The sequence below is a fragment of the Peribacillus sp. JNUCC 23 genome, assembly GCF_053653995.1.
In genome coordinates, this window is sequence record NZ_CM132202.1 from 4,628,373 (window position 1) to 4,647,414 (window position 19,042).

16 protein-coding genes and 1 pseudogene are annotated in these 19,042 nt (G+C 36.0%); 7 read left to right on the forward strand and 10 right to left on the reverse strand.

The annotated features are described in order from the left end of the window. Positions 1 to 316 precede the first annotated feature (316 nt). From JNUCC23_RS22080 to JNUCC23_RS22090, 3 genes and pseudogenes are all read right to left on the reverse strand, one after another. Positions 317 to 451 (reverse strand): RsiV family protein, encoded by a 135-nt coding sequence (locus tag JNUCC23_RS22080; protein ID WP_454216179.1) that lies wholly within the window; start codon positions 449 to 451, stop codon positions 317 to 319. Between the two features lie 125 nt (positions 452 to 576). Next, complete coding sequence (locus JNUCC23_RS22085; RefSeq protein WP_454213617.1) at positions 577 to 1,149, reverse strand: PdaC/SigV domain-containing protein; 573 nt, start codon at positions 1,147 to 1,149, stop codon at positions 577 to 579. A 24-nt stretch (positions 1,150 to 1,173) separates the two neighbouring features. Then, positions 1,174 to 1,329, reverse strand: a pseudogene (locus JNUCC23_RS22090) (RNA polymerase subunit sigma-70); the annotation flags it as partial. Positions 1,330 to 1,541: 212 nt separating this feature from the next. Here JNUCC23_RS22090 and JNUCC23_RS22095 point away from each other — a divergent pair. Next, the gene (locus JNUCC23_RS22095; protein ID WP_454213619.1) at positions 1,542 to 2,984 is read left to right on the forward strand and encodes a polysaccharide deacetylase family protein; all 1,443 of its coding nucleotides are present in this window, start codon (positions 1,542 to 1,544) and stop codon (positions 2,982 to 2,984) included. A 320-nt stretch (positions 2,985 to 3,304) separates the two neighbouring features. Next, a complete protein-coding gene (locus tag JNUCC23_RS22100; RefSeq protein WP_454213621.1) occupies positions 3,305 to 4,987 on the forward strand; it encodes a hypothetical protein in 1,683 nt (560 codons plus the stop codon). A 77-nt stretch (positions 4,988 to 5,064) separates the two neighbouring features. Here JNUCC23_RS22100 and JNUCC23_RS22105 read toward each other — a convergent pair whose 3' ends face one another. Continuing rightward, a complete protein-coding gene (locus tag JNUCC23_RS22105) occupies positions 5,065 to 6,477 on the reverse strand; it encodes an MFS transporter (RefSeq protein WP_454213623.1) in 1,413 nt (470 codons plus the stop codon). Between the two features lie 711 nt (positions 6,478 to 7,188). After that, positions 7,189 to 8,238, reverse strand: coding sequence for an NAD(P)/FAD-dependent oxidoreductase (locus JNUCC23_RS22110; RefSeq protein WP_454213625.1), 1,050 nt, complete (start codon positions 8,236 to 8,238; stop codon positions 7,189 to 7,191). Positions 8,239 to 8,426: 188 nt separating this feature from the next. Here JNUCC23_RS22110 and JNUCC23_RS22115 point away from each other — a divergent pair, with 188 nt between their 5' ends. The 4 genes from JNUCC23_RS22115 to JNUCC23_RS22130 all read left to right on the forward strand — a co-directional run bounded on the left by JNUCC23_RS22115 (position 8,427) and on the right by JNUCC23_RS22130 (position 12,450). Then, complete coding sequence (locus tag JNUCC23_RS22115) at positions 8,427 to 9,272, forward strand: ABC transporter ATP-binding protein (RefSeq protein ID WP_454213627.1); 846 nt, start codon at positions 8,427 to 8,429, stop codon at positions 9,270 to 9,272. After that, positions 9,223 to 10,149 (forward strand): iron-hydroxamate ABC transporter substrate-binding protein, encoded by a 927-nt coding sequence (locus JNUCC23_RS22120; protein WP_454213629.1) that lies wholly within the window; start codon positions 9,223 to 9,225, stop codon positions 10,147 to 10,149. The genes JNUCC23_RS22115 and JNUCC23_RS22120 overlap by 50 nt, the downstream gene beginning before the upstream one ends. Positions 10,150 to 10,435: 286 nt before the next feature. Beyond that, positions 10,436 to 11,446 (forward strand): FecCD family ABC transporter permease, encoded by a 1,011-nt coding sequence (locus JNUCC23_RS22125; protein ID WP_454213631.1) that lies wholly within the window; start codon positions 10,436 to 10,438, stop codon positions 11,444 to 11,446. After that, the gene (locus JNUCC23_RS22130; RefSeq protein ID WP_403077002.1) at positions 11,443 to 12,450 is read left to right on the forward strand and encodes a FecCD family ABC transporter permease; all 1,008 of its coding nucleotides are present in this window, start codon (positions 11,443 to 11,445) and stop codon (positions 12,448 to 12,450) included. Before JNUCC23_RS22125 ends, JNUCC23_RS22130 begins: the two co-directional genes overlap by 4 nt. Before the next feature lie 154 nt (positions 12,451 to 12,604). Here the strand turns inward: JNUCC23_RS22130 and phnX are convergent, their stop codons facing one another. The 5 genes from phnX to JNUCC23_RS22155 form a co-directional block, all read right to left on the reverse strand. Then, positions 12,605 to 13,420 (reverse strand): phosphonoacetaldehyde hydrolase, encoded by an 816-nt coding sequence (phnX, locus tag JNUCC23_RS22135; protein WP_454213633.1) that lies wholly within the window; start codon positions 13,418 to 13,420, stop codon positions 12,605 to 12,607. Beyond that, positions 13,417 to 14,511, reverse strand: a complete 1,095-nt coding sequence (gene phnW / locus JNUCC23_RS22140; RefSeq protein WP_454213635.1) for a 2-aminoethylphosphonate--pyruvate transaminase — start codon at positions 14,509 to 14,511, stop codon at positions 13,417 to 13,419. The genes phnX and phnW overlap by 4 nt, the downstream gene beginning before the upstream one ends. Before the next feature lie 19 nt (positions 14,512 to 14,530). Continuing rightward, complete coding sequence (locus tag JNUCC23_RS22145) at positions 14,531 to 15,523, reverse strand: extracellular solute-binding protein (protein ID WP_062186510.1); 993 nt, start codon at positions 15,521 to 15,523, stop codon at positions 14,531 to 14,533. Positions 15,524 to 15,605: 82 nt separating this feature from the next. Continuing rightward, the gene (locus JNUCC23_RS22150) at positions 15,606 to 17,222 is read right to left on the reverse strand and encodes an ABC transporter permease subunit (RefSeq protein ID WP_454213637.1); all 1,617 of its coding nucleotides are present in this window, start codon (positions 17,220 to 17,222) and stop codon (positions 15,606 to 15,608) included. Next, complete coding sequence (locus tag JNUCC23_RS22155; RefSeq protein WP_403076989.1) at positions 17,215 to 17,967, reverse strand: ABC transporter ATP-binding protein; 753 nt, start codon at positions 17,965 to 17,967, stop codon at positions 17,215 to 17,217. Before JNUCC23_RS22155 ends, JNUCC23_RS22150 begins: the two co-directional genes overlap by 8 nt. A gap of 248 nt (positions 17,968 to 18,215) precedes the next feature. Here JNUCC23_RS22155 and JNUCC23_RS22160 point away from each other — a divergent pair, with 248 nt between their 5' ends. Then, on the forward strand, positions 18,216 to 18,977 hold the full coding sequence (locus JNUCC23_RS22160) for a DeoR/GlpR family DNA-binding transcription regulator (protein ID WP_403076986.1): 762 nt from the start codon (positions 18,216 to 18,218) through the stop codon (positions 18,975 to 18,977). The last annotated feature ends 65 nt before the right edge of the window (positions 18,978 to 19,042 follow it).

Genomic DNA, 19,042 nt, shown 5'->3' on the forward strand with positions numbered 1-19,042 from the left:
TGAACGTTTTTTCCAACCTTTATTATGGATTTCTAGAGTAGATAAAGTGAAACTGCCTTATATCAACTTAATGATATCGTACGTTTATTCTACTATATTTTAAAGGGTTACATAATAAAAGAAGGCTTTTCTAAATATCCAAGGGAAGGTAGAACGCAATAATGGAAGGAATAGTAACACCTATCCTTCCATTGAAATATTACATATTTCCCCAACGATAAAGTGAAACTTCAATCAGTGGGGGTTTTATTTACTGCTCGTTAATGCGGGATAAATCCCTAGTAGGGCGTTAGCTTGCCTTTAGCCATGGGGATGGTCAGTTAATATACTTTTTCCCGACAAGAATGTCCATAATTTCATCTGTCGGAATGATGAATTCTACTGAGCCCATATAGCCTGGTGCTACCTCAAATTGATCAAAGACAATAACTAAATTGTTCTGTTTATTAATGTAAAACTTTTAATTTCTATCAATTTTTTCAAATCCTACCGGATCTGCTTTCATCTGCTCAGCTATCTGAGCTATGATATTTTCACTTAGTACATCTACATAGCTGTCATTTTTAAATAAACTTTTTAAAGTGAGTAAGACTTGATTTTTTTATCTATTGTATCGAACTGCATCTCTGTAGAAGAAGATGCCTGGGTAATGACGTTATAGCAGCGTATTGAGAATATGGTATCATTGTCAGTCAGTACTTCATACCCACTAGTGACAGCCATATTTGTATTTTCTCCTTCTTTAAGTTCTGCCAACGTGTTTGTAAACTCTTGATACAATTGCTTACTTTCTTCAATATATTTTTCATTCAATGAAGCTTCCAGACCTGAATTGTCCAAACCAGGAATCTCGGGTACTTTAATATCCACGCTTGCATGGTTATCCTTCTCTTCTTTCCGTTCCTGTAGCGTAATTACGTCAATGACCTTGCCGATAATCGGAATATCTGACATCGCGTTGGCAGCTGAAGGACTCAAATTGACCGTTGTCATTAACAAAATAGCAGCAGCGACTATACCTATTGACCATTTATATGCTACTTTCTTCTTTTTACCGGGAGTTTGAAGCGCACGGTTGATAACATCATTTAACTCCTCTGGAATAGGTATCATATAACGATCTTTTAATTTTTCTAAATCTTTGTCCACCTTCTATGCCCTCCTAAATCCATTAATCTTGTCGCCAGAGAGTAATGCCTTTTTAATCGATTCTTGAATAATATCAAGGGCGTCATCTTTATTTTTTACATAGCTAAAAGCTAGCCGGTAGTAGTTTTCCTTTTTTTCAGTAATTGTTGTGATAAGTAATTGACGGATATCCTGAATCATTACATGAAAGAGCTCCTTTTCTTGAAGTTGGTACGTACCATTTGATGTTACATTGGATAGACGTGTGAAAATCTAAAAAGGTTTGTACCGTCAATAAAAAAACATTAGTAAAATTTACATGTTAAAAAAGTAAGAAATTTGTAGTTTCCTGAAACAAATCTTTTCCTTCAAACGTCTATCTGATAGACTGATAGTATAAGGGGACTCGTAATATGAAAATCAAAATGAACCGATTAAAAAGAATCAAATTTAAACGTGTTTTTACGTTATTAGCATGTATATTCGTACTAGTATTATCCATAAGATATGTTATTTCTGAAAGAGCGCAAGCCACAGTAAAAAAAGAGACAGAAATTTTTACAGATGCAAAGTATCCGACAGTAGAAATGCAAACATTGATTAAAGACCAAACTCATGGGGGATATTCAGTTAATTATCCAACATTACAAATAAAAAAGATTGATCAAACCTTAAAGGCTTATGTAAATGAAGAGATCGCCAACTATCAGCAAGCGATTGCACAGAAAAAGATCCCAAAGGAAACCTCAACTGAGTTAACAATCACATACGATATCACGCATTATAGTGAACAAACGATAACCATTCTATTTAATGAATATCAATTTACTGGTGGTAAATTAGGAGAGCCGTCAATCCAAACATTTACCTTTGATCTTCCATCACAAAGACTGATTTCATTACAAGATATCTTCTATGAAAATAGTGATTATCTGAACAGTCTATCGATGATTGCTTTTACCGAATTGAAGAAGAGTAAAAAACTTGCAGAATCAGAGACTTTAAAAGCGAAAACTGAACCGAAGCTTGAAAATTTTAGCCAATTTTCTATACTTGGAGATACCATTGTCTTGTACTTCCAGCCATTTCTAGGATCAAATGGTTATTCTAAAACACAATCAATTGCTATTAAAAAGGCTGTATTTGATTCCATTCTTAAAGATTCTTACAAAAACACCAAAACGAACAAAAACAAGATTGAGGAAGCTCCACCCATTCATATTGTGACGGAACTTCCAAAGCCAAGTGGAATTGACCCTACTAAAAAAGTTATCGCCCTTACCTTTGATGACGGTCCAAGTAAAGAACCAACAACTTTAATCCTCGATGCATTGAAAGATTCCGACAGTCACGCCACATTCTTTGTACTCGGAAGTCGCGTTCAATACTATCCAGAAATCATTCAAAGAATGCTTGAGGAAGGCAACGAGGTTGGCAATCACTCTTGGGATCATCCGCAGCTGACCCGCTTGACTGAAGAACAAGTCAAACATCAAGTGTGGGACACTCAAGCAATTATTAAAAAAGTAAGTGGTTATGAACCCATTCATATTCGTCCGCCTTATGGAGCGATTAACGACAGTGTTCATCAACGCTTAGGGGAAATGGGCGTTTCCCTCTGGAATATAGATCCAGAAGATTGGAAGCTACGAAACAAAGACCAAATTGTTCAGTCAGTATTAAGCAAGGTTGCGGACGGTAAGATTATCCTTATGCATGATATTTATGCTACGAGTGCTGAAGCTGCCGTTGAAATCATTAAACAGCTTAAAGCACAAGATTATCAATTAGTGACAATTTCTGAGCTCGAAGAAGTGAAGAAACAGCGGCAAGAGGCTATACCAAGTAAGGGATGATTAAGGCACATGTTTCCAAGCCAGAGCCTGTACATATTCCTGCCAAACTATGTCGCACGATAAAATAGTAAGGTCAAAAACCCCCGCCCAGATTTTATTGTAGGCGGGGGTTTTTTGGCTTGTTTAAGGAAGGTGAATGACCGTACAAATGCTCCACACAATATAGACTGTATTTCGGGTAGGGCACACTTTATGAGCAGTAGGAGTCACAAATTACAAACGTGAAACCTTCGTATTATAATTTCATGAATCTTTTTCTCTAGGTTATTCGTATTAATTGATAAAGTAATAGGACAACTAACTTTAAAAGGGGATGCTTTATGGGTAACATCTTTCTATTTACACTTATTATCGGGATCGTGTCTTCACTGATTCTTTTACCTATTTACAAACGCAAAAAATCAAGTGAAAAAGAGGATAAACAGCTAAAAGGTGGTTTTTTGATAGCTGTGGTGATCTTGTTAGTACTCATTATGTTTTCATTCTACTATCTAACTAATCTGGATAGAAACCTATCTTCTTTATGGCTGTTGGCAATTATTATCACCGCTGTAGGAGCAGTACTCGCAACTGGTAAGGAAAGAATAATTAAATCCGTTCTATTCGTTGGATGTCTCATCATCGCAGTCTATTTCCTAACGGCAGGTCTGTTTAATGCAGATGAAAAATATGACAAGGTAAAAATGGCAGAGGAAACAGAAATCAAAACGTTCGATGAGAAAGCAACACCTGCTAGTGTTCCACCACAATTTGCACGCAATAAAATGAGAAAGGCATTTGGCCAAGTCCCAAATACAAGCTATTACGAGCTTGGAAGCCTACAAATCCAAAAGGTAAACGAGGATTATGTCTATATTGCGCCCGTTGAATTTTCGGGAATTTTCAAATGGTGGAAAGGAGAACAAACTCCTGGCTATTTTACTTTAAGCGCTACTGATTCTACAGCTAACCCTAAATTCGTAAAGGAAGAAATGGTTTTCACTCCTTCCTCTTATTTTGATAAAAACATTGAGCGTCATATTCGGATGCAATATCCAAAACATACCTTTTATGGGGATGCACAATTAGAGATTGACGATGAGGGAAAACCTTATTATATTCGTTCGTTCGGCGAATTTATTTCTGCCCGCAATGGATTTTCCGTTAAGGGTCTTGTCGTAGTAAATCCTAAAGATGGTGAAGCAAAAGCGTATAATTTAGCTGATGTTCCCGAGTTTATAGATGGTGCTGTTTCACCTGAAGTAGTCAGCTTACAAAACAGCTATTTTGGGAACTATGTCCATGGATTTTGGAATAGTAAATTTGGTAAACAAGACGTGAAACTCCCTTCAGACGAAGGAACTGAGTCCAATGTAACGCCAATTTTCAGTGAAGATGGCGATATGTATTATTTCACTGATTTCACCAGCCCAAAAGAAGGCGTGGATTCCATGCTCGGCTACTCACTTACCAACTCAAGAACTGGAAAAGCGACGTACTATACGGGTAATCTTGAAGAATCATACATGGATTCACAGGGAGCTTTGCAAATTATCGAAAAGAAATTCATTGAAAAGAAATGGCATGGGGAGATGTCTGTTCTTTATAACTTTTACGGAGAAGCAAGCTGGCTAACGCCTGTACTTGATTCTAACGGTTTTCTGCAAAATTACTTTATCGTATCAGCAGCTAATCCGGAAATTTCTGTATATGGAATCACTCCAAACGAAGCATTAAGACAATATAAAACAGCCTTGCAAAGAGGTGGAGGAACAGTTGACGGAAGCTCCAAAGCAGAGGAAAAGCAATTAAGTGGAACCGTGATACGAGTGTATAAAGAAAGGGCTGGAGACTTTACTGTTGTTTCTTTTTTATTAAACAACCAACAAAGCTATATCATTTCTTCTGAAAAAAGCCCAAAATCCATCTACTTAAAAGAAGGAGACAAGGTAAACGTTACCTACTTAGAGACCGGTGAAGAATTCTTGCCTGCGAAAGATCTAGTGATTGAGGGACTGGAGTAACCTTATCCTATTAGAAACGCAAAACACGATGAAGTGATTAAATCCTTCATCGTGTTTTTATTGATAATTTAGTTGATTTAATTTGAAGCTTTTCTTTTTTCAGCTAAATCAGTAGCTAGTTGGATCGTACGTTTCTTATTTAATGGATATAAGAATGTTAAAATTAAGAACACAATTAGAAGGATGACCGCCGGCACTAAAGTAGCTAGTGCATGAATACCATCTAATGCGCCTTGCGTTTGCGCTTCACGAGTTGCATCGTACCCAACAGCTGCAATCGCAAAACCACCAACACCACCAGCAATTGCTTGGCCCACTTTACGAGCAAATGAATAGATCGAATACACCGTTCCATCTTCACGTAAGCCTGTTAAGTATTCATGGTAATCGATCACGTCTGTTACGAATGCCCAAACCACTAAATTAAAGAATCCATATCCAAACATTGCAACAGTTAATAGAGAAATAAATTGAGTAGCAGATATGTTAGGTAAGAAGTATAAAAGAGCATATACAACGGCTGCCAATAACACACCTGATGCTGCTACTTCTTTTTTACCAAACTTAGCAACTAATGGTTTTACCATTGGCATAGCAATAAATGTAGTAGCTGTTCCAAGAAATCCTACGATACTTAATGCTGCAGCCGTACCAAAATAATCTTTAAATAAATACACGTTAACTGCGCCCGTAAGCATGAAACACACTAAAAATATTAGAGCTGAGGCAAGAAGCCAAATTAACGGTTTGTTTTTCATAAGACCTTTTACTGTTTGACCTAAATTACCTTTTGGCTTGTCAGTTTCAACTGCGACAACACGTTCAGTCGATAATTTATAACATGCCATATAACAAGAGATAGAAAGAATACCAAAGATAATGGCTCCCATTAGAAAACGGTCTGAATCTGCCTTATTATCTACAAATAAGATCAATGGGCCAACTACATTAATAATTAGACCTGCCATCGCACCACCCAAAGCTCTGAAAGTGGATAAAGATGTACGTTCAACAGGATTACTTGTAATTACAGACGCCATTGAACCGTAAGGAATATTAACAGTACTGTACAAAGTTCCCCAGATAATGTATGAGACAAAAGCATATGCCAGATAAAACCCATCAGACATACCTGGAATGTGAACAAACATTAATACGCCTGAAATAACGAGTGGGAAAGACATTCTGAAAATCCATGGTTTAAATTTACCATTCTTCCCTGCTTTTCTTGTATCAATGAAACGACCCCATGTAATATCCGCTACAGCATCCCATAATCGGGCAACTAAAAAGAGCGTTCCCACAGTGGCTGCATTAATATGAAAAACGTCTGTGTAGTAAACCATTAAGAATGAAGCAACAAGAATAAAGAAGAAATCATTCCCGAAATCACCAAACAAATAACCAAGTTTATCTCTCATACCAAACTTTCTATTTACCCCATTTGTTGTTCCTGTTTCTTGAGCTAGTTTCCTGGCAGCTTGACCCATTTTTTACCCCTCCATTTAAAAGAAATATTCACCAACAATCCCTATAAAATTCCCAATTTTCAGTTAGTAAATTATAAATAATTACCAAATTGAGAATTAACCACATGCAGATTTACCTTCCCCTTTGAAGACTGTTCTAAGTTCTATAAATTGGAAACCCTTTCAAAAGTGTATAAAAAAATTTAATTGCATCTCGAGATAGGTAGGTAATTAGTTTAATAAACTAATTAACTACTGTATAAGTAGAATATCACCCTCTTTTACTCCCGTCAACAATAAATTTGTAAGCGCTACAAAAATATTTCAAAGGAGAACATCAAGTAGGATTAAGAAGGATCAGATACTTTATTAAAAATTAGTGATTCCTTATGAACCACAGTAATAGCAGCAAAAGTCACTCTTTTATTACATCCAAATATTTATAGTTTCACAACCGTTTGAGTAACTACTTGGACAAAGCCTTTATTAATAAGCGGAATATTGCCCAAGTTTTCCTATTACACATTTTTCGAGGAATCATCTGCTTGGTTTCTTGCCTCATATACATATAGACGGTTCATCGTCGTCTTTAGCACAATTTCCCTCTACATGTTAAGTGTCCTTTGCGACCTTTTCTAAACTTAAAATATACAAAAAGAGCAATTTTGTTATATTTAAATAACGATTATTGGAATCTGGCCTTTTTGAACACTCATTTTAAAAAGCTTTCGTTTATTTAATCATTTGTTTAACTAAATCTCTATTCCGCTTTTTAAAGATTTCGTTATGTGAAGAGACCATTGCACTTTTACTAGCGTCAGGTTGTATAAATTGTTTAGCCTTGTTGACGGCGTTTGCTGCATCTTGGAAAGCACCAGCAATTAAATGGACTTTTCCCTCGTATTGTAGAATATCTCCACAAGCGTATAGTCCATCTATTGAAGATTCGCTAGTAGCATTGCCGGCAATATAATAATTCTCTGCTAGAGCAATATTTAATACACTATTTTCAAGTAGTGCCGCATCACTTTCATAACCATGATTAATAATGACTTCATCAATTGGCAGATATGAAACCTCTCCTGTTTCAGAATTAGTCAGTTCAACACGTTCAATGACTTCATGATTCTCACTAGCCATTAGTTTTGTTATTGATGTATTAAAGAAACAAACTGCAGAACTTTGCATTAATTGTGTTACTTGTGATTCATGGCCTGCTAATGCATCCTTCCTATATGTTACATACACTTTTTTGGCAATCGGCTCTAATTCATTGGCCCAATCGATTGCAGAATTGCCTCCACCTGAAATGATCACTGTTTTATCCCTGAATCGTTTTAAAGACTTTACTGTATAATTTAAATTGGTTACTTCAAACCTTTCCGCACCTTCTATTTTTAGCTTTTGCGGATTCAATATTCCACCCCCAACAGCAACAATCACTGTTTTCGAGTAATGTGTTTGGCCAGAGGAAGCTTGTAAGACAAAAATGCCAGCTTCATTACGGCTGATCGACTCTACCTTTTCATTCAACACAACTTTTGGGTTAAAGGTCAATCCTTGCTCAACAAGCTGTTCAATTAATTTTGCTCCTGGTATTGGCGTCAGGCCTCCAACATCCCAAATCATTTTCTCAGGATATACATGAATTTTCCCACCTAATTGGGGTTGATATTCAATAAGCTTCGTTTTCATTTCTCTAAGTCCACTATAAAAGGTTGAGTAAAGCCCTGCTGGCCCTCCTCCAATTACGGTCACCTCAAATAGTTCTTGCTGTTCCATCCCATCCACTCCTCAACACTTAATTATTAATGATTATCATTCTCAGTAAAGAATACATCCTATTCTTTACTTTTGCAATAAAATAATGGTTGACAGTAGAAATAGATAGATTTATATTAGGTATGTGTTTGAAATTGATAATCATTATCAACTAATTAAGCTTAGATGTTCCAAAAGGAGGTTGCAACGTGGCACGCCTATATACAGATGACCTAAACATTGGTTATGGGGAACGGTTAATTGTAAAAGATCTTAATATAGAAATTCCAGATAAAAAAATTACTACCATCATTGGTTCCAATGGCTGTGGAAAATCAACACTATTGAAAGCTATCACTCGAATTATTCCCCATCAATCTGGAGCAGTCGTATTAGATGGAGAAAATATCTCAAAAGAGAGCACGAAAATACTTGCAAAAAAAATGGCGATTCTGCCGCAAACACCAGAAAGTGCAAGCGGATTAGCAGTTGGAGAGCTAGTATCTTATGGCCGCTTTCCTTACCAAAAGGGCTTTGGCCGATTAACTAAAAAAGATTATGAAGTTATTGATTGGGCTCTTGAAGTTACAGGAACGAAGGAGTTTAAATACCGTTCGGTAGATGCACTTTCAGGCGGTCAACGCCAACGCGTGTGGATTGCTATGGCTCTAGCACAAGAAACCGAAATGATTTTTCTAGATGAACCTACAACTTATTTAGATATGGCGCATCAGTTAGAAGTTTTGGAACTTTTGCAAACACTAAATAAAGAACAGAAGCGTACAATTGTTATGGTCCTTCATGACTTAAACCAAGCTGCCCGATTTGCTGACTATATTATCGCATTGAAAGATGGTGAAATCGTTAAAGCAGGAAGTTGTGAAGAAATTATCACCCAAGATGTATTAAGAAAAGTATTTCAAATCGATGCTGAAATTGGTAGAGATCCAAGAACAAATAAACCAATGTGTTTAACTTATAATTTATTAAAAGGAGATTCATATCATGAAGAAACTATTCTTTCCGATTACCCTACTACTATTGCTAGTTATTAGTGCATGTAGTAATAACACAACACAAGATGAGAGTAAAAAGGATGCAAATCAAGAAAAAAATCCAGAAACCATTACATACGAATCTGAAAATGGGCCGATTGAGGTTCCTGCTGATCCACAGCGTGTAGTTGTGCTTTCCAGCTTCGCTGGGAATGTAATGTCATTAGGAGTTAACCTTGTAGGTGTCGATGATTGGTCTAAGATGAATCCAAACTTTGAAGAAAAACTTAAAGGCGTTGAAGCAGTAACAGATGAGAGCTTAGAAAAACTAATTGAATTAAAGCCAGATTTAATTATCGGTTTAGACAATGTTAAAAATGTTGATAAGTTAAAAGATATTGCTCCGACTGTAGTATATACATACGGTAAAGTAGATTATTTAACACAGCATATTGAAATAGGCAAACTGTTAAATAAGGAAAAAGAGGCACGAGCTTGGGTTGATGATTTTAAACAACGTGCACAAGCTACCGGTGAAGAAATTAAAGCCAAAATTGGTGAAGACGCAACTGTTTCTGTCATTGAAAACTGGGATAAACAGCTATATGTTTACGGCGATAATTGGGGTCGTGGAACTGAAATTTTATATCAAGAGATGAAGTTAAACATGCCAGAAAAAGTTAAGGAAACAGCCTTAAAAGATGGTTGGTATGCATTATCGTTAGAAGTACTTCCTGAATTTGCTGGCGATTATGTGATTTTCAGTAAAGATTCAGATACAGACAATTCATTCCTAGAAACAGATACGTATAAGAACATTCCAGCTGTTAAAAACAATCATGTATTTGAGGCAAATGCTAAAGAATTCTACTTTAATGACCCACTAACTTTAGAATTACAATTAGACTTCTTTAAAAAATCATTTCTAGGTAACTAAGTTTTAGAAAGAGGATCTCCCATAAGGAAAGGGTCAAGCCCTATTACTGGGACATCCTCTTTTATTTTTTGGATTAACAGGCAATACGCCTACCTCCATTTTTAGAGCTAGTAAGATGCACTAAAATTTACCTTTCTGATTTCAAAGGATTAGTAGAACCAATCGGGTTCTCCATATCGCCACCTTCTAATTAGCAGAGATTATTACAACACTAATTTAAAAGGGCGATGAATAAAAATCCCTACTTATTGAAGGTTCACTTTATAAAAGGAAAGATGAGAGACTTATGAAAAAAGATAAACAGCGATCTACTCAACTATTCATTAAATTTGTAGCAGCATTCTTTTTATTTGTTAGTATGTTTATTGTTTCCATCGTATTTGGCGCTGCTGACACTTCGATTAAAGATGTTTGGCTGAGCCTTACATCTAATACCACTAGCAGTGCTATTTCGATTATCCGCGAAATTCGTTTACCGCGGGAAGTTGGCGCCATTTTTGTTGGTGCAGCATTAGCGGTTTCAGGTGCTATCATGCAAGGTATCACAAGAAATCCACTCGCTGATCCAGGTTTGCTTGGTTTATCAGCGGGAGCGAATACAGCTTTAGCGATCACTATTGCCTTTATTCCTTCCGTAAATTACTTTGGGATCATGATAGCTTGTTTTATTGGAGCAGCTGTAGGTTCCTTCTTAGTTTTTGGGATTTCCACCATGAAAAAAGGTGGTTTTTCTCCACTCCGAATTGTTTTAGCTGGTTCTGCCATTTCTGCTTTTCTATATGCAATCGGCGATGGCATTAGCATTTATTTTAAAGTGGCTAAAAATGTTTCCATGTGGACGTCTGGAGGATTGATTGGAACAAATTGGGCGCAGCTCCAAGCAATCATCCCTATCATTTTAATCGGTATTCTTATTTCCATTGTTCTCTCAAGACAGTTGACGATTCTTAGTTTAAATGAAGAAGTCGCTGTTGGGTTAGGTCAAAAAACAACACAAATAAAAGTGATTCTGTTTGTTGTGATTATCCTCCTTGCAGGTGCTTCTGTGGCGCTAGTCGGAAATATGGCTTTTATCGGCTTAATGATCCCACATATTGTGCGAGCAATAGTCGGGACTGATTATCGCTCTATTATTCCTATGTCAGCCATTTTAGGCGCTATTTTTATGCTTCTTGCTGATACACTTGGACGGACGATGTACTCTCCTTATGAAACACCAGTGTTTGCTATCGTTTCACTAATCGGATTACCTTTCTTCCTAATTATCGTTCATAAAGGGGGCAAGGCTTTCTCATGATTCAGCCATCATTAATTAGAAAACAACGAATCATTTTATTTATTTTACTTTTACTAATTTTACTAACGACCATTATCGGAATGGGATTGGGCTATGCTTCCCTTTCCTATGATCGCCTTCTTCCCACACTAATTGGCCAAGGTACGTTTAAAGAAGAATTTGTGCTATTTTCTATTCGATTACCGCGAATTTTTATTACAGTATTAGCAGGAATGGCGCTTGCTTTATCTGGTGCTATTTTACAAGGGGTCACACGCAATGATTTAGCAGACCCTGGCATTATTGGCATTAACTCTGGAGCAGGATTAGCCATTACCGTGTACTTTCTATTTTCCCCAATAGATGTTGGTTCATTTGTGTATATGCTACCATTAGTCGGGTTTGCTGGTGCATTACTAACGGCCTTCTTCCTATACATCTTGTCATATAATCGCAAGGTAGGTTTGCAACCAACGAGGTTCGTATTAGTCGGAGTTGGTTTATCCATGGCTCTTTCCGGAGCAATGATTGTACTTATATCAGCTTCAGAGCGAGAAAAAGTCGATTTTATTACGAAATGGTTAGCCGGAAATATTTGGGGAACGGATTGGCCTTTCATTTTGGCTATGCTTCCGTGGTTAGTCATTCTCATTCCATTTACTTTATACAAAGCAAATCGTTTGAATATCCTTGGATTAAGTGAGCCAGTAGCAATCGGTGTTGGTGTTTCTATCGAAAAAGAACGTATCGTATTGCTTTTAACAGCCGTTGCTTTAGCTGCTTCTGCCGTTTCTGTTACAGGTGGAATTGCTTTTATTGGCCTTATGGCTCCACATATTGCCAAAGCACTAGTCGGCCCACGAAATCAATTATTTATCCCAGTTTCCATTCTCATGGGCGGTTGGTTATTGCTATTTGCAGATACAATTGGCCGTAATCTCGTCGATCCTGATGGGATTCCAGCTGGAATTATGGTTTCATTAATTGGTGCCCCTTATTTTATTTATTTACTATTTAAAAAATAGTCGCATAATTTTTTTTAGTGAACTACGAAAAACATCTATTAATGATCTAACAAAAAGATCAGGACCCACACATTCCTCTAACATGTAGAATATGTAGGTCCCGATCTTTTTTTGTGTTTGCATGTAACTCACTTAATTGATAGCTGACTCATGATTATCTTGCATTCGGTCGCTCACCTTCTGAGATAAAACTGTTAATGCGTTCTATAAGATTTGGAAGTTCACTCATCGTTTTAATCGTAAAATCTGCCCCATTTCGCATAAAAGAGTTTGCTGTTTTAGAGATGACAGCTTCTTTATCAGATTCTGATAAACGATTAAATTCATTTAAGCTTAAACCCATTTCAGAGCTGCCGATTATGACGCCAACTGACCAAACTCCTGCCTGGACCCCCTCTTTAATATCCGAAATGGTATCCCCTACTTTTACGACCTTCCATGATGCTGATAGTTTGAGCCGCTCCATATTCCGATAAATCATATATGGATATGGTCTTCCTAACGAATTTGTTTCATCGGGAGTAATATAACAATCCGGGCTGTAGCCTTTTTTCAAAGCATTAGGAACAACGACATCCATCATCGTATTTGTATACCCTGTTGTTGAACCAATTTTCAAACCTTGATTTCTCAAAACTTCAACTGTCTCAATCACCTCAGGAATCGGATCCGTATACTCTGATAATGAAGCCATAAGTGCGGGTTCAAATTCAGCATATAAACTCTTTACATCTTGTTCACTATATACTCGGCCATATTTTTCTTCCCACAGGGCAGATACTCTAGGCATAGATAACATCTCACGAATATGGTCAATTTTCAGCATCCCCATTGGAGCTCTTGCTTCTTCCATCGTTACGTCAATTCCTGCATTCTTAAAAATATCCACAAATACATTCACTGGTGCAAAGCATCCAAAATCAACTGTTGTTCCAGCCCAATCAAATATTACGCCTTCGATTTTATTCATTTTGTCACCACTCCCATGTATTCTTCTATAATATTGCATAATTCCTGAATATCTTCTTCATAGATTTCACCGATATTTCCAATTCGGAATGTATCTACGTCTGTTAGCTTCCCTGGATAGATGACATATCCTCGCTCTTTCACAAATAAATAAAAGTCTACAAAGTTGAAATGTTCATTTGGAAAAAGAAATGTTGTAATGATAGGTGATTGTTTTTCATCTGAAATATAGGCATGGATCCCTACTTTTTCAAGTCTCTCTCTTAAAAGCTGATTATTACTTTGATATCGAGTAAATCTAGCAGAAATACCACCTTCTTCTACTAATTCATCAATTGCTTTAGAAAATGCAGCCACTACGTGTGTAGGCGAAGTATAGCGCCATTTCCCATCTTGGTCCATTTCCTTCCATTGATCAAATAAATCTAATGACAAACTGCGGGCATTTCCTTCACATGCTCTAAGTTTCTCTAATTTAGCAATGACAAACCCGAATCCAGGAACACCCTGAATACATTTATTTGCACTGCTAATTAAATAATCAATTCCTAGATCAGGAACATTAATTTCCATTCCGCCAAAACTACTCATTGCATCAATAATTAATGTTTTTCCATATTCCTCAGACAGGTTTGAAATCATTTCAATTGGATTTAAAATGCCTGTCGTTGTTTCACAATGCACCATGACGATATGTGTAATTTCCTGATCTTCTTCTAGAATGTCCCTGATTTCCGCTTCATTTGGGTATTCATTGTATGCGACACTGTATTCGCCAAAATTTAGGCCAATATATTGAGCCATTTTTACTACACGTTCACCATATGCGCCATTCGTTACGATTAAAACCTTATCCTGATTCGAAATGGTAGAAGTCATCACCGATTCAACAGCAAACGTACCACTTCCTTGCATGAGTACTACTGTATACTCCTCTTTAGAAGCACCTGCAAATTCAAGAAGTTGGGTTCTTATTTTTTGTGTGATTTCTTTATAGTCATGATCCCAAGTACAACGGTCAAAGAGCATTTCTTCTTTTACTGCGCTTGTTGTAGTTAATGGACCTGGTGTTAGAAGTTTATAGTTTTTCATACAATCACTCCCTAATCATTTATTTTGCTGATTTGAAAAATTGTTGATGTTGCTCTAATAATTCGATGGTTAATGGCTTTTCAAATTTCATTGAATGTGCTGGTTTGTTATTAGCTCCAACTGTTTCACCTTCATAAAGTGCAACTGGATAATTCGTTATTAAATTTTTTCTCGCATCTTTTATAATCACTTCTGCCATTTCCATTGCTAACTTCGTTGTCGCATCATCTTTCTTCACAACAGCAACGGATTCAGTTAGTGAAAAATTCCCTTCAATTGGATCAATATAATCAATTGGTAACCCTGACTCTTTCGCTACAACTGCTTGGTGACGCAATCCAAAACCAGCAGCGACTTCCCCAGCTTGTACTTTCTTGATTGGGCCTGATCCTGAACTTTCAAGATGTGGACCACTATTTGCAATTAAATCATGAAGAACTGCTTTCCCTTCTTCTTCTCCATATTGATTAATGACTGCTTGAACTAACAGCCAACCTGTTGATGAGTCCAAAATATTAGGAATCGACACGAGTCCTTGAAATTCTGGTTTCGTTAAATCTTTAATAGAAGTTGGCATCGTTAAGCCTTTTTGCTTAATTACTTCTGTATTCACAAAGATTGAACCCGTATTCGCTAAAACTGGCGTGTAAAACGGTGGATATTTCTCTAATGGATTTGTTTGAAACGATAAATCGGCAAACATGGAATGTTTTTCTTGCGCGCTTTCTACAAAATAAGAACTCATTGTTACTAAATTAGCTTCAATTTGATCTCCCTCTGCCAGTAGCTTTCCACCTAATTCAGATGTACCTAACGATTGAAGAATATACTTTCCATCGTATCCGGCGTCATTTAAAGCACTTTCCATAGCCATTGTGGCCTCTTCATCACCATTTGTATAAATCACAACTTTTTTTGATCCATCGTCTTTATTACTGGTACAAGCAATTAATGCAAATACTAAACCTAGAACAAACAGAGACAACATAATTCCCTTCACCGTTTTAAACATCATTTTCCCTCACTTTACATAGTTAATAGTTAACGATTTATCCCGGTTTAACAGGCTGCACCCCCACACACTGATGGAAGTTTCACTTTGTTAATTGTTTCTTTTGAAGATAATCACAAAGTAACTTAATAAATAAATTTGTAATGAAGATCAGTAAAGATAAGACAAATATTTCATTGAATTTAGCGAAATGCTGTAGCTCTTTAATTTCGCTAGCTACTAACGAAGTTTGAGCTGTGACCAAAAAGATAATCCCGCTAACTGTAACCATTGAATTGATAAAATAGTAGCTAATCATCTCAATCACTGTCGATGCTGAGTTTGGTAGAATTACTCGATAGATTGTCTTTATCCAGCTATCTCCCAATAATTCTCCAGTTGTTTCCCAAGATGGGTTCATTTTAGATAGCGAATTTTTCGCCATTAAATATGGTGTAGTAAAAAAGTGAACAATATTACATAGTACGATAATTGTGAATGTCCCTTTTAAACTACTGCCATTAAAAAGCAGTAAATACGATAAACCTAATACCATACCTGGGACTGTGTTCGTCATCATTGAAATAATATCAATCGATGACTTCCATCTTAAAGGTGTACGGGCGTTTAGAATGGCTGAGCAATAGGCGAACAACGTGCCTAATACAGCCGTTAATGTAGCAACTAGTAATGAATTTTTATAAACATCTGTTAAATCGCTAGATTGAAAGATGTTCATAACATGTTTCAATGTGAAAGTAAGATCATAAGGAAAACTATTTAAAAATGGGGCAATAAACATGACGGCAAAAATAGAAAGCATTGCTACTATAATTACCGAGGAAATAACCCCCAAACAAATATCTCTAAATTTATGTTGAATCAGCTCTATATTGCTAAACTTGTCATAATGAAAATTCAGTTTTTCAAGATAATTTAGTAGTAATACACCAAACACGGCTGGTAGTAACATCAGTATGGCAATGACTGCACCATGATTAAAATCGGGAATGGAACCAAGCATCACTTGGTATAGTTGAGTCGCCACAACATAATACGTCCCACCTACCGAAGCTGGTATTCCGAAGTCTGTAAAGCTCAAGATAAACGAAAGAACAAAAGCCCCACCTAAAGTTCCCAATAATGGCCGTACGATTGTATTCATGAAACTTCTTAACGATCCATCCCCCATTAACTTGGAAACGACGATAAATTTTTTATCAATGTATTTAAAGGAATTATTAAGTAGAAGAAACGCTGCTGGTACTGTATAAATCACATAGCCAATTAATAATCCATTAAATCCATAAATTTCAAATAAATTTCGTCCAAAGATTTTTGTTAGTAAGCCCTGATTTCCAAATGAATACATAATGGCGAACCCATACGTAATCGTTGGAAGTAACATCGGAATTACAATACCGGTTTTAATGACGGTTTTTATCGGGCCGTAGATTCTTGTACAATTGACGGCATAAGCAAGAGTAAATGCTAGAATCGTTGTGATGACAGCCGTCATGGTAGAAATTTTTATGCTATTTCCAAATGCCTCAATTAAGTCCTGATTAGACAGAATCGAAAGATAGTTTGAGATACCAAACCCCTGATTTGTTTCAAACGAGCGAACAAATAAAGTGCCAAGCGGGAATAATAGAAACACTGCAAATACCACTAGTATAGATAAATAAATGACTCGTATTTCTGTTTTTACATTAGGCATATTTTTCACCGAATAAGTTATAAATATTTTGTCTCTTAATCTGTAATTGTTTAAGAATAAATTCTTTAACAAAATCATTTTTGGGTTGATTGATAATTTCCCGAGGTGTTCCAAATTGAGATATATTTCCCTGATTGATAATTAGAATTTTATCTGACAAAGTTAATGCTTCTTCCGGATCATGCGTTACAATAATCGTCGTAAGCTTAAACTCTCTTGCAATAGATTGAATACGCTGTTTAATGGATTCTTTAATGACCCCGTCTAGTGCACTTAAAGGCTCATCTAGTAATAATATTTTTGGTTTCATAACTAATGTTCTTGCAAGAGCCACCCTCTGTTTCTGACCACCTGATAACTCGCCAATTTTCTTTGTTAAATGAGGTTTTAACTCTAAGAATTCGATGTATTCTTGAAGCTCTTTCTCGGACACTAATCCCTTCTTATTTCTTAATCCATATACAATATTTTCATAAGCACTTAAATGGGGAAAGAGCGCATAATCTTGGAATACGATATTAAATCCTCGATTCTTCATTGGTACATGACTCATATCCATATCATTAAAGATAATCTTTCCATGGTCCAATTGGGTTAAGCCTAAAATAATATTTAATAAAGTGGTTTTTCCACTCCCACTCGGACCTAATAGGGAAACAATTTCACCAGCTTTAATTTCAATATTTATGTCATCTAAAACTACTTTTCTATCGAATTGTTTGCTTACATTTTGTAATTTCAGCAAACTGTTCACCCCCTTAAACACAACCTTAGTATAAAAACTCGATGTAAATTAATATAAAGATTCACGTAAATACTGTGTAAATATTGCGTAATTTATCATTAACTTAATACAAACTCATGCCTAACTTATTCTATATTCATGATCAACTCATCTTATTATTTATGTAAATATATTGAATATATAATAAGTAATCAGTACACTAGAATTAATACTTCTTTAAAAAATGATAACTTTGAGTAGGTGAATATATGTTTCCAGTTGAAAGACAACAGAAAATTACTGAATTATTAATGGTCAAAAAGGTTCTCAAAATATCTGAGCTAACTGAAGAATTAAAAGTCTCTGTTGATACTCTTCGTAGAGATCTAAACCTGCTCACAAAACAAGGGAAAATTGAAAAAATTTATGGTGGAGTTAAGCTCGTTGAAGCAAAATTTGGGGAATCGACAATTGACGAACGCTTGGTCAGCCATATAAATGAAAAAGAAGTAATTGCACAAAAATGTAGCGATTTGATCTATGACGGTGATTGTATTTTTATAGATAGCGGTTCGACAACCTATCAAATTGCAAAATATATTAAAAATAAGAAGAAGCTAACGGTAGTGACGAATTCAATTCCTGTTGTATTAGAACTAATAAATAGCGATGTAGAGCTAATTATCATTGGTGGAAAGGTCAGACATAATGAACAGTCTGTAGTAGCTTATGATTATTTATTCAATTTTAGCGAATTGAATATAGTAAAAGCGTTTATTTGTGCTAGTGGGATTACAGTCGAAAAAGGAATCTCTGATTATAATTTAGAAGAAGCGATTACGAGGAAAAAAATGATTGAATTATCTAAAGAAATTTATGTTGCCGCAGACAGTACAAAATTTGGTAAGGATGTCACCATTGGTATTGCAACACTTGATAAAATTCATTACATTATTACGGACCAAAATGTAAATAAGAATCTCATCGATTCATTTAAGAAAACAAGCACCCATTTAATCATTTCAGAATGATAATCCTCATTCAAAACCTGAATGGCGTTAAAACGCCATCCTTTACTATGAAAGATATATCATGA

Excerpts from the sequence above, each read along its gene's own strand:
- JNUCC23_RS22095 (WP_454213619.1), top strand. The coding sequence starts at position 1,542 with ATGAAAATCAAAATGAACCGATTAAAAAGAATCAAATTTAAACGTGTT.
- JNUCC23_RS22100 (WP_454213621.1), top strand. The coding sequence starts at position 3,305 with ATGGGTAACATCTTTCTATTTACACTTATTATCGGGATCGTGTCTTCA.
- JNUCC23_RS22105 (WP_454213623.1), bottom strand. The coding sequence starts at position 6,477 with ATGGGTCAAGCTGCCAGGAAACTAGCTCAAGAAACAGGAACAACAAAT.
- JNUCC23_RS22110 (WP_454213625.1), bottom strand. The coding sequence starts at position 8,238 with ATGGAACAGCAAGAACTATTTGAGGTGACCGTAATTGGAGGAGGGCCA.
- JNUCC23_RS22120 (WP_454213629.1), top strand. The coding sequence starts at position 9,223 with ATGAAGAAACTATTCTTTCCGATTACCCTACTACTATTGCTAGTTATT.
- JNUCC23_RS22125 (WP_454213631.1), top strand. The coding sequence starts at position 10,436 with ATGAAAAAAGATAAACAGCGATCTACTCAACTATTCATTAAATTTGTA.
- JNUCC23_RS22130 (WP_403077002.1), top strand. The coding sequence starts at position 11,443 with ATGATTCAGCCATCATTAATTAGAAAACAACGAATCATTTTATTTATT.
- phnX (WP_454213633.1), bottom strand. The coding sequence starts at position 13,420 with ATGAATAAAATCGAAGGCGTAATATTTGATTGGGCTGGAACAACAGTT.
- phnW (WP_454213635.1), bottom strand. The coding sequence starts at position 14,511 with ATGAAAAACTATAAACTTCTAACACCAGGTCCATTAACTACAACAAGC.
- JNUCC23_RS22145 (WP_062186510.1), bottom strand. The coding sequence starts at position 15,523 with ATGTTTAAAACGGTGAAGGGAATTATGTTGTCTCTGTTTGTTCTAGGT.
- JNUCC23_RS22150 (WP_454213637.1), bottom strand. The coding sequence starts at position 17,222 with ATGCCTAATGTAAAAACAGAAATACGAGTCATTTATTTATCTATACTA.
- JNUCC23_RS22160 (WP_403076986.1), top strand. The coding sequence starts at position 18,216 with ATGTTTCCAGTTGAAAGACAACAGAAAATTACTGAATTATTAATGGTC.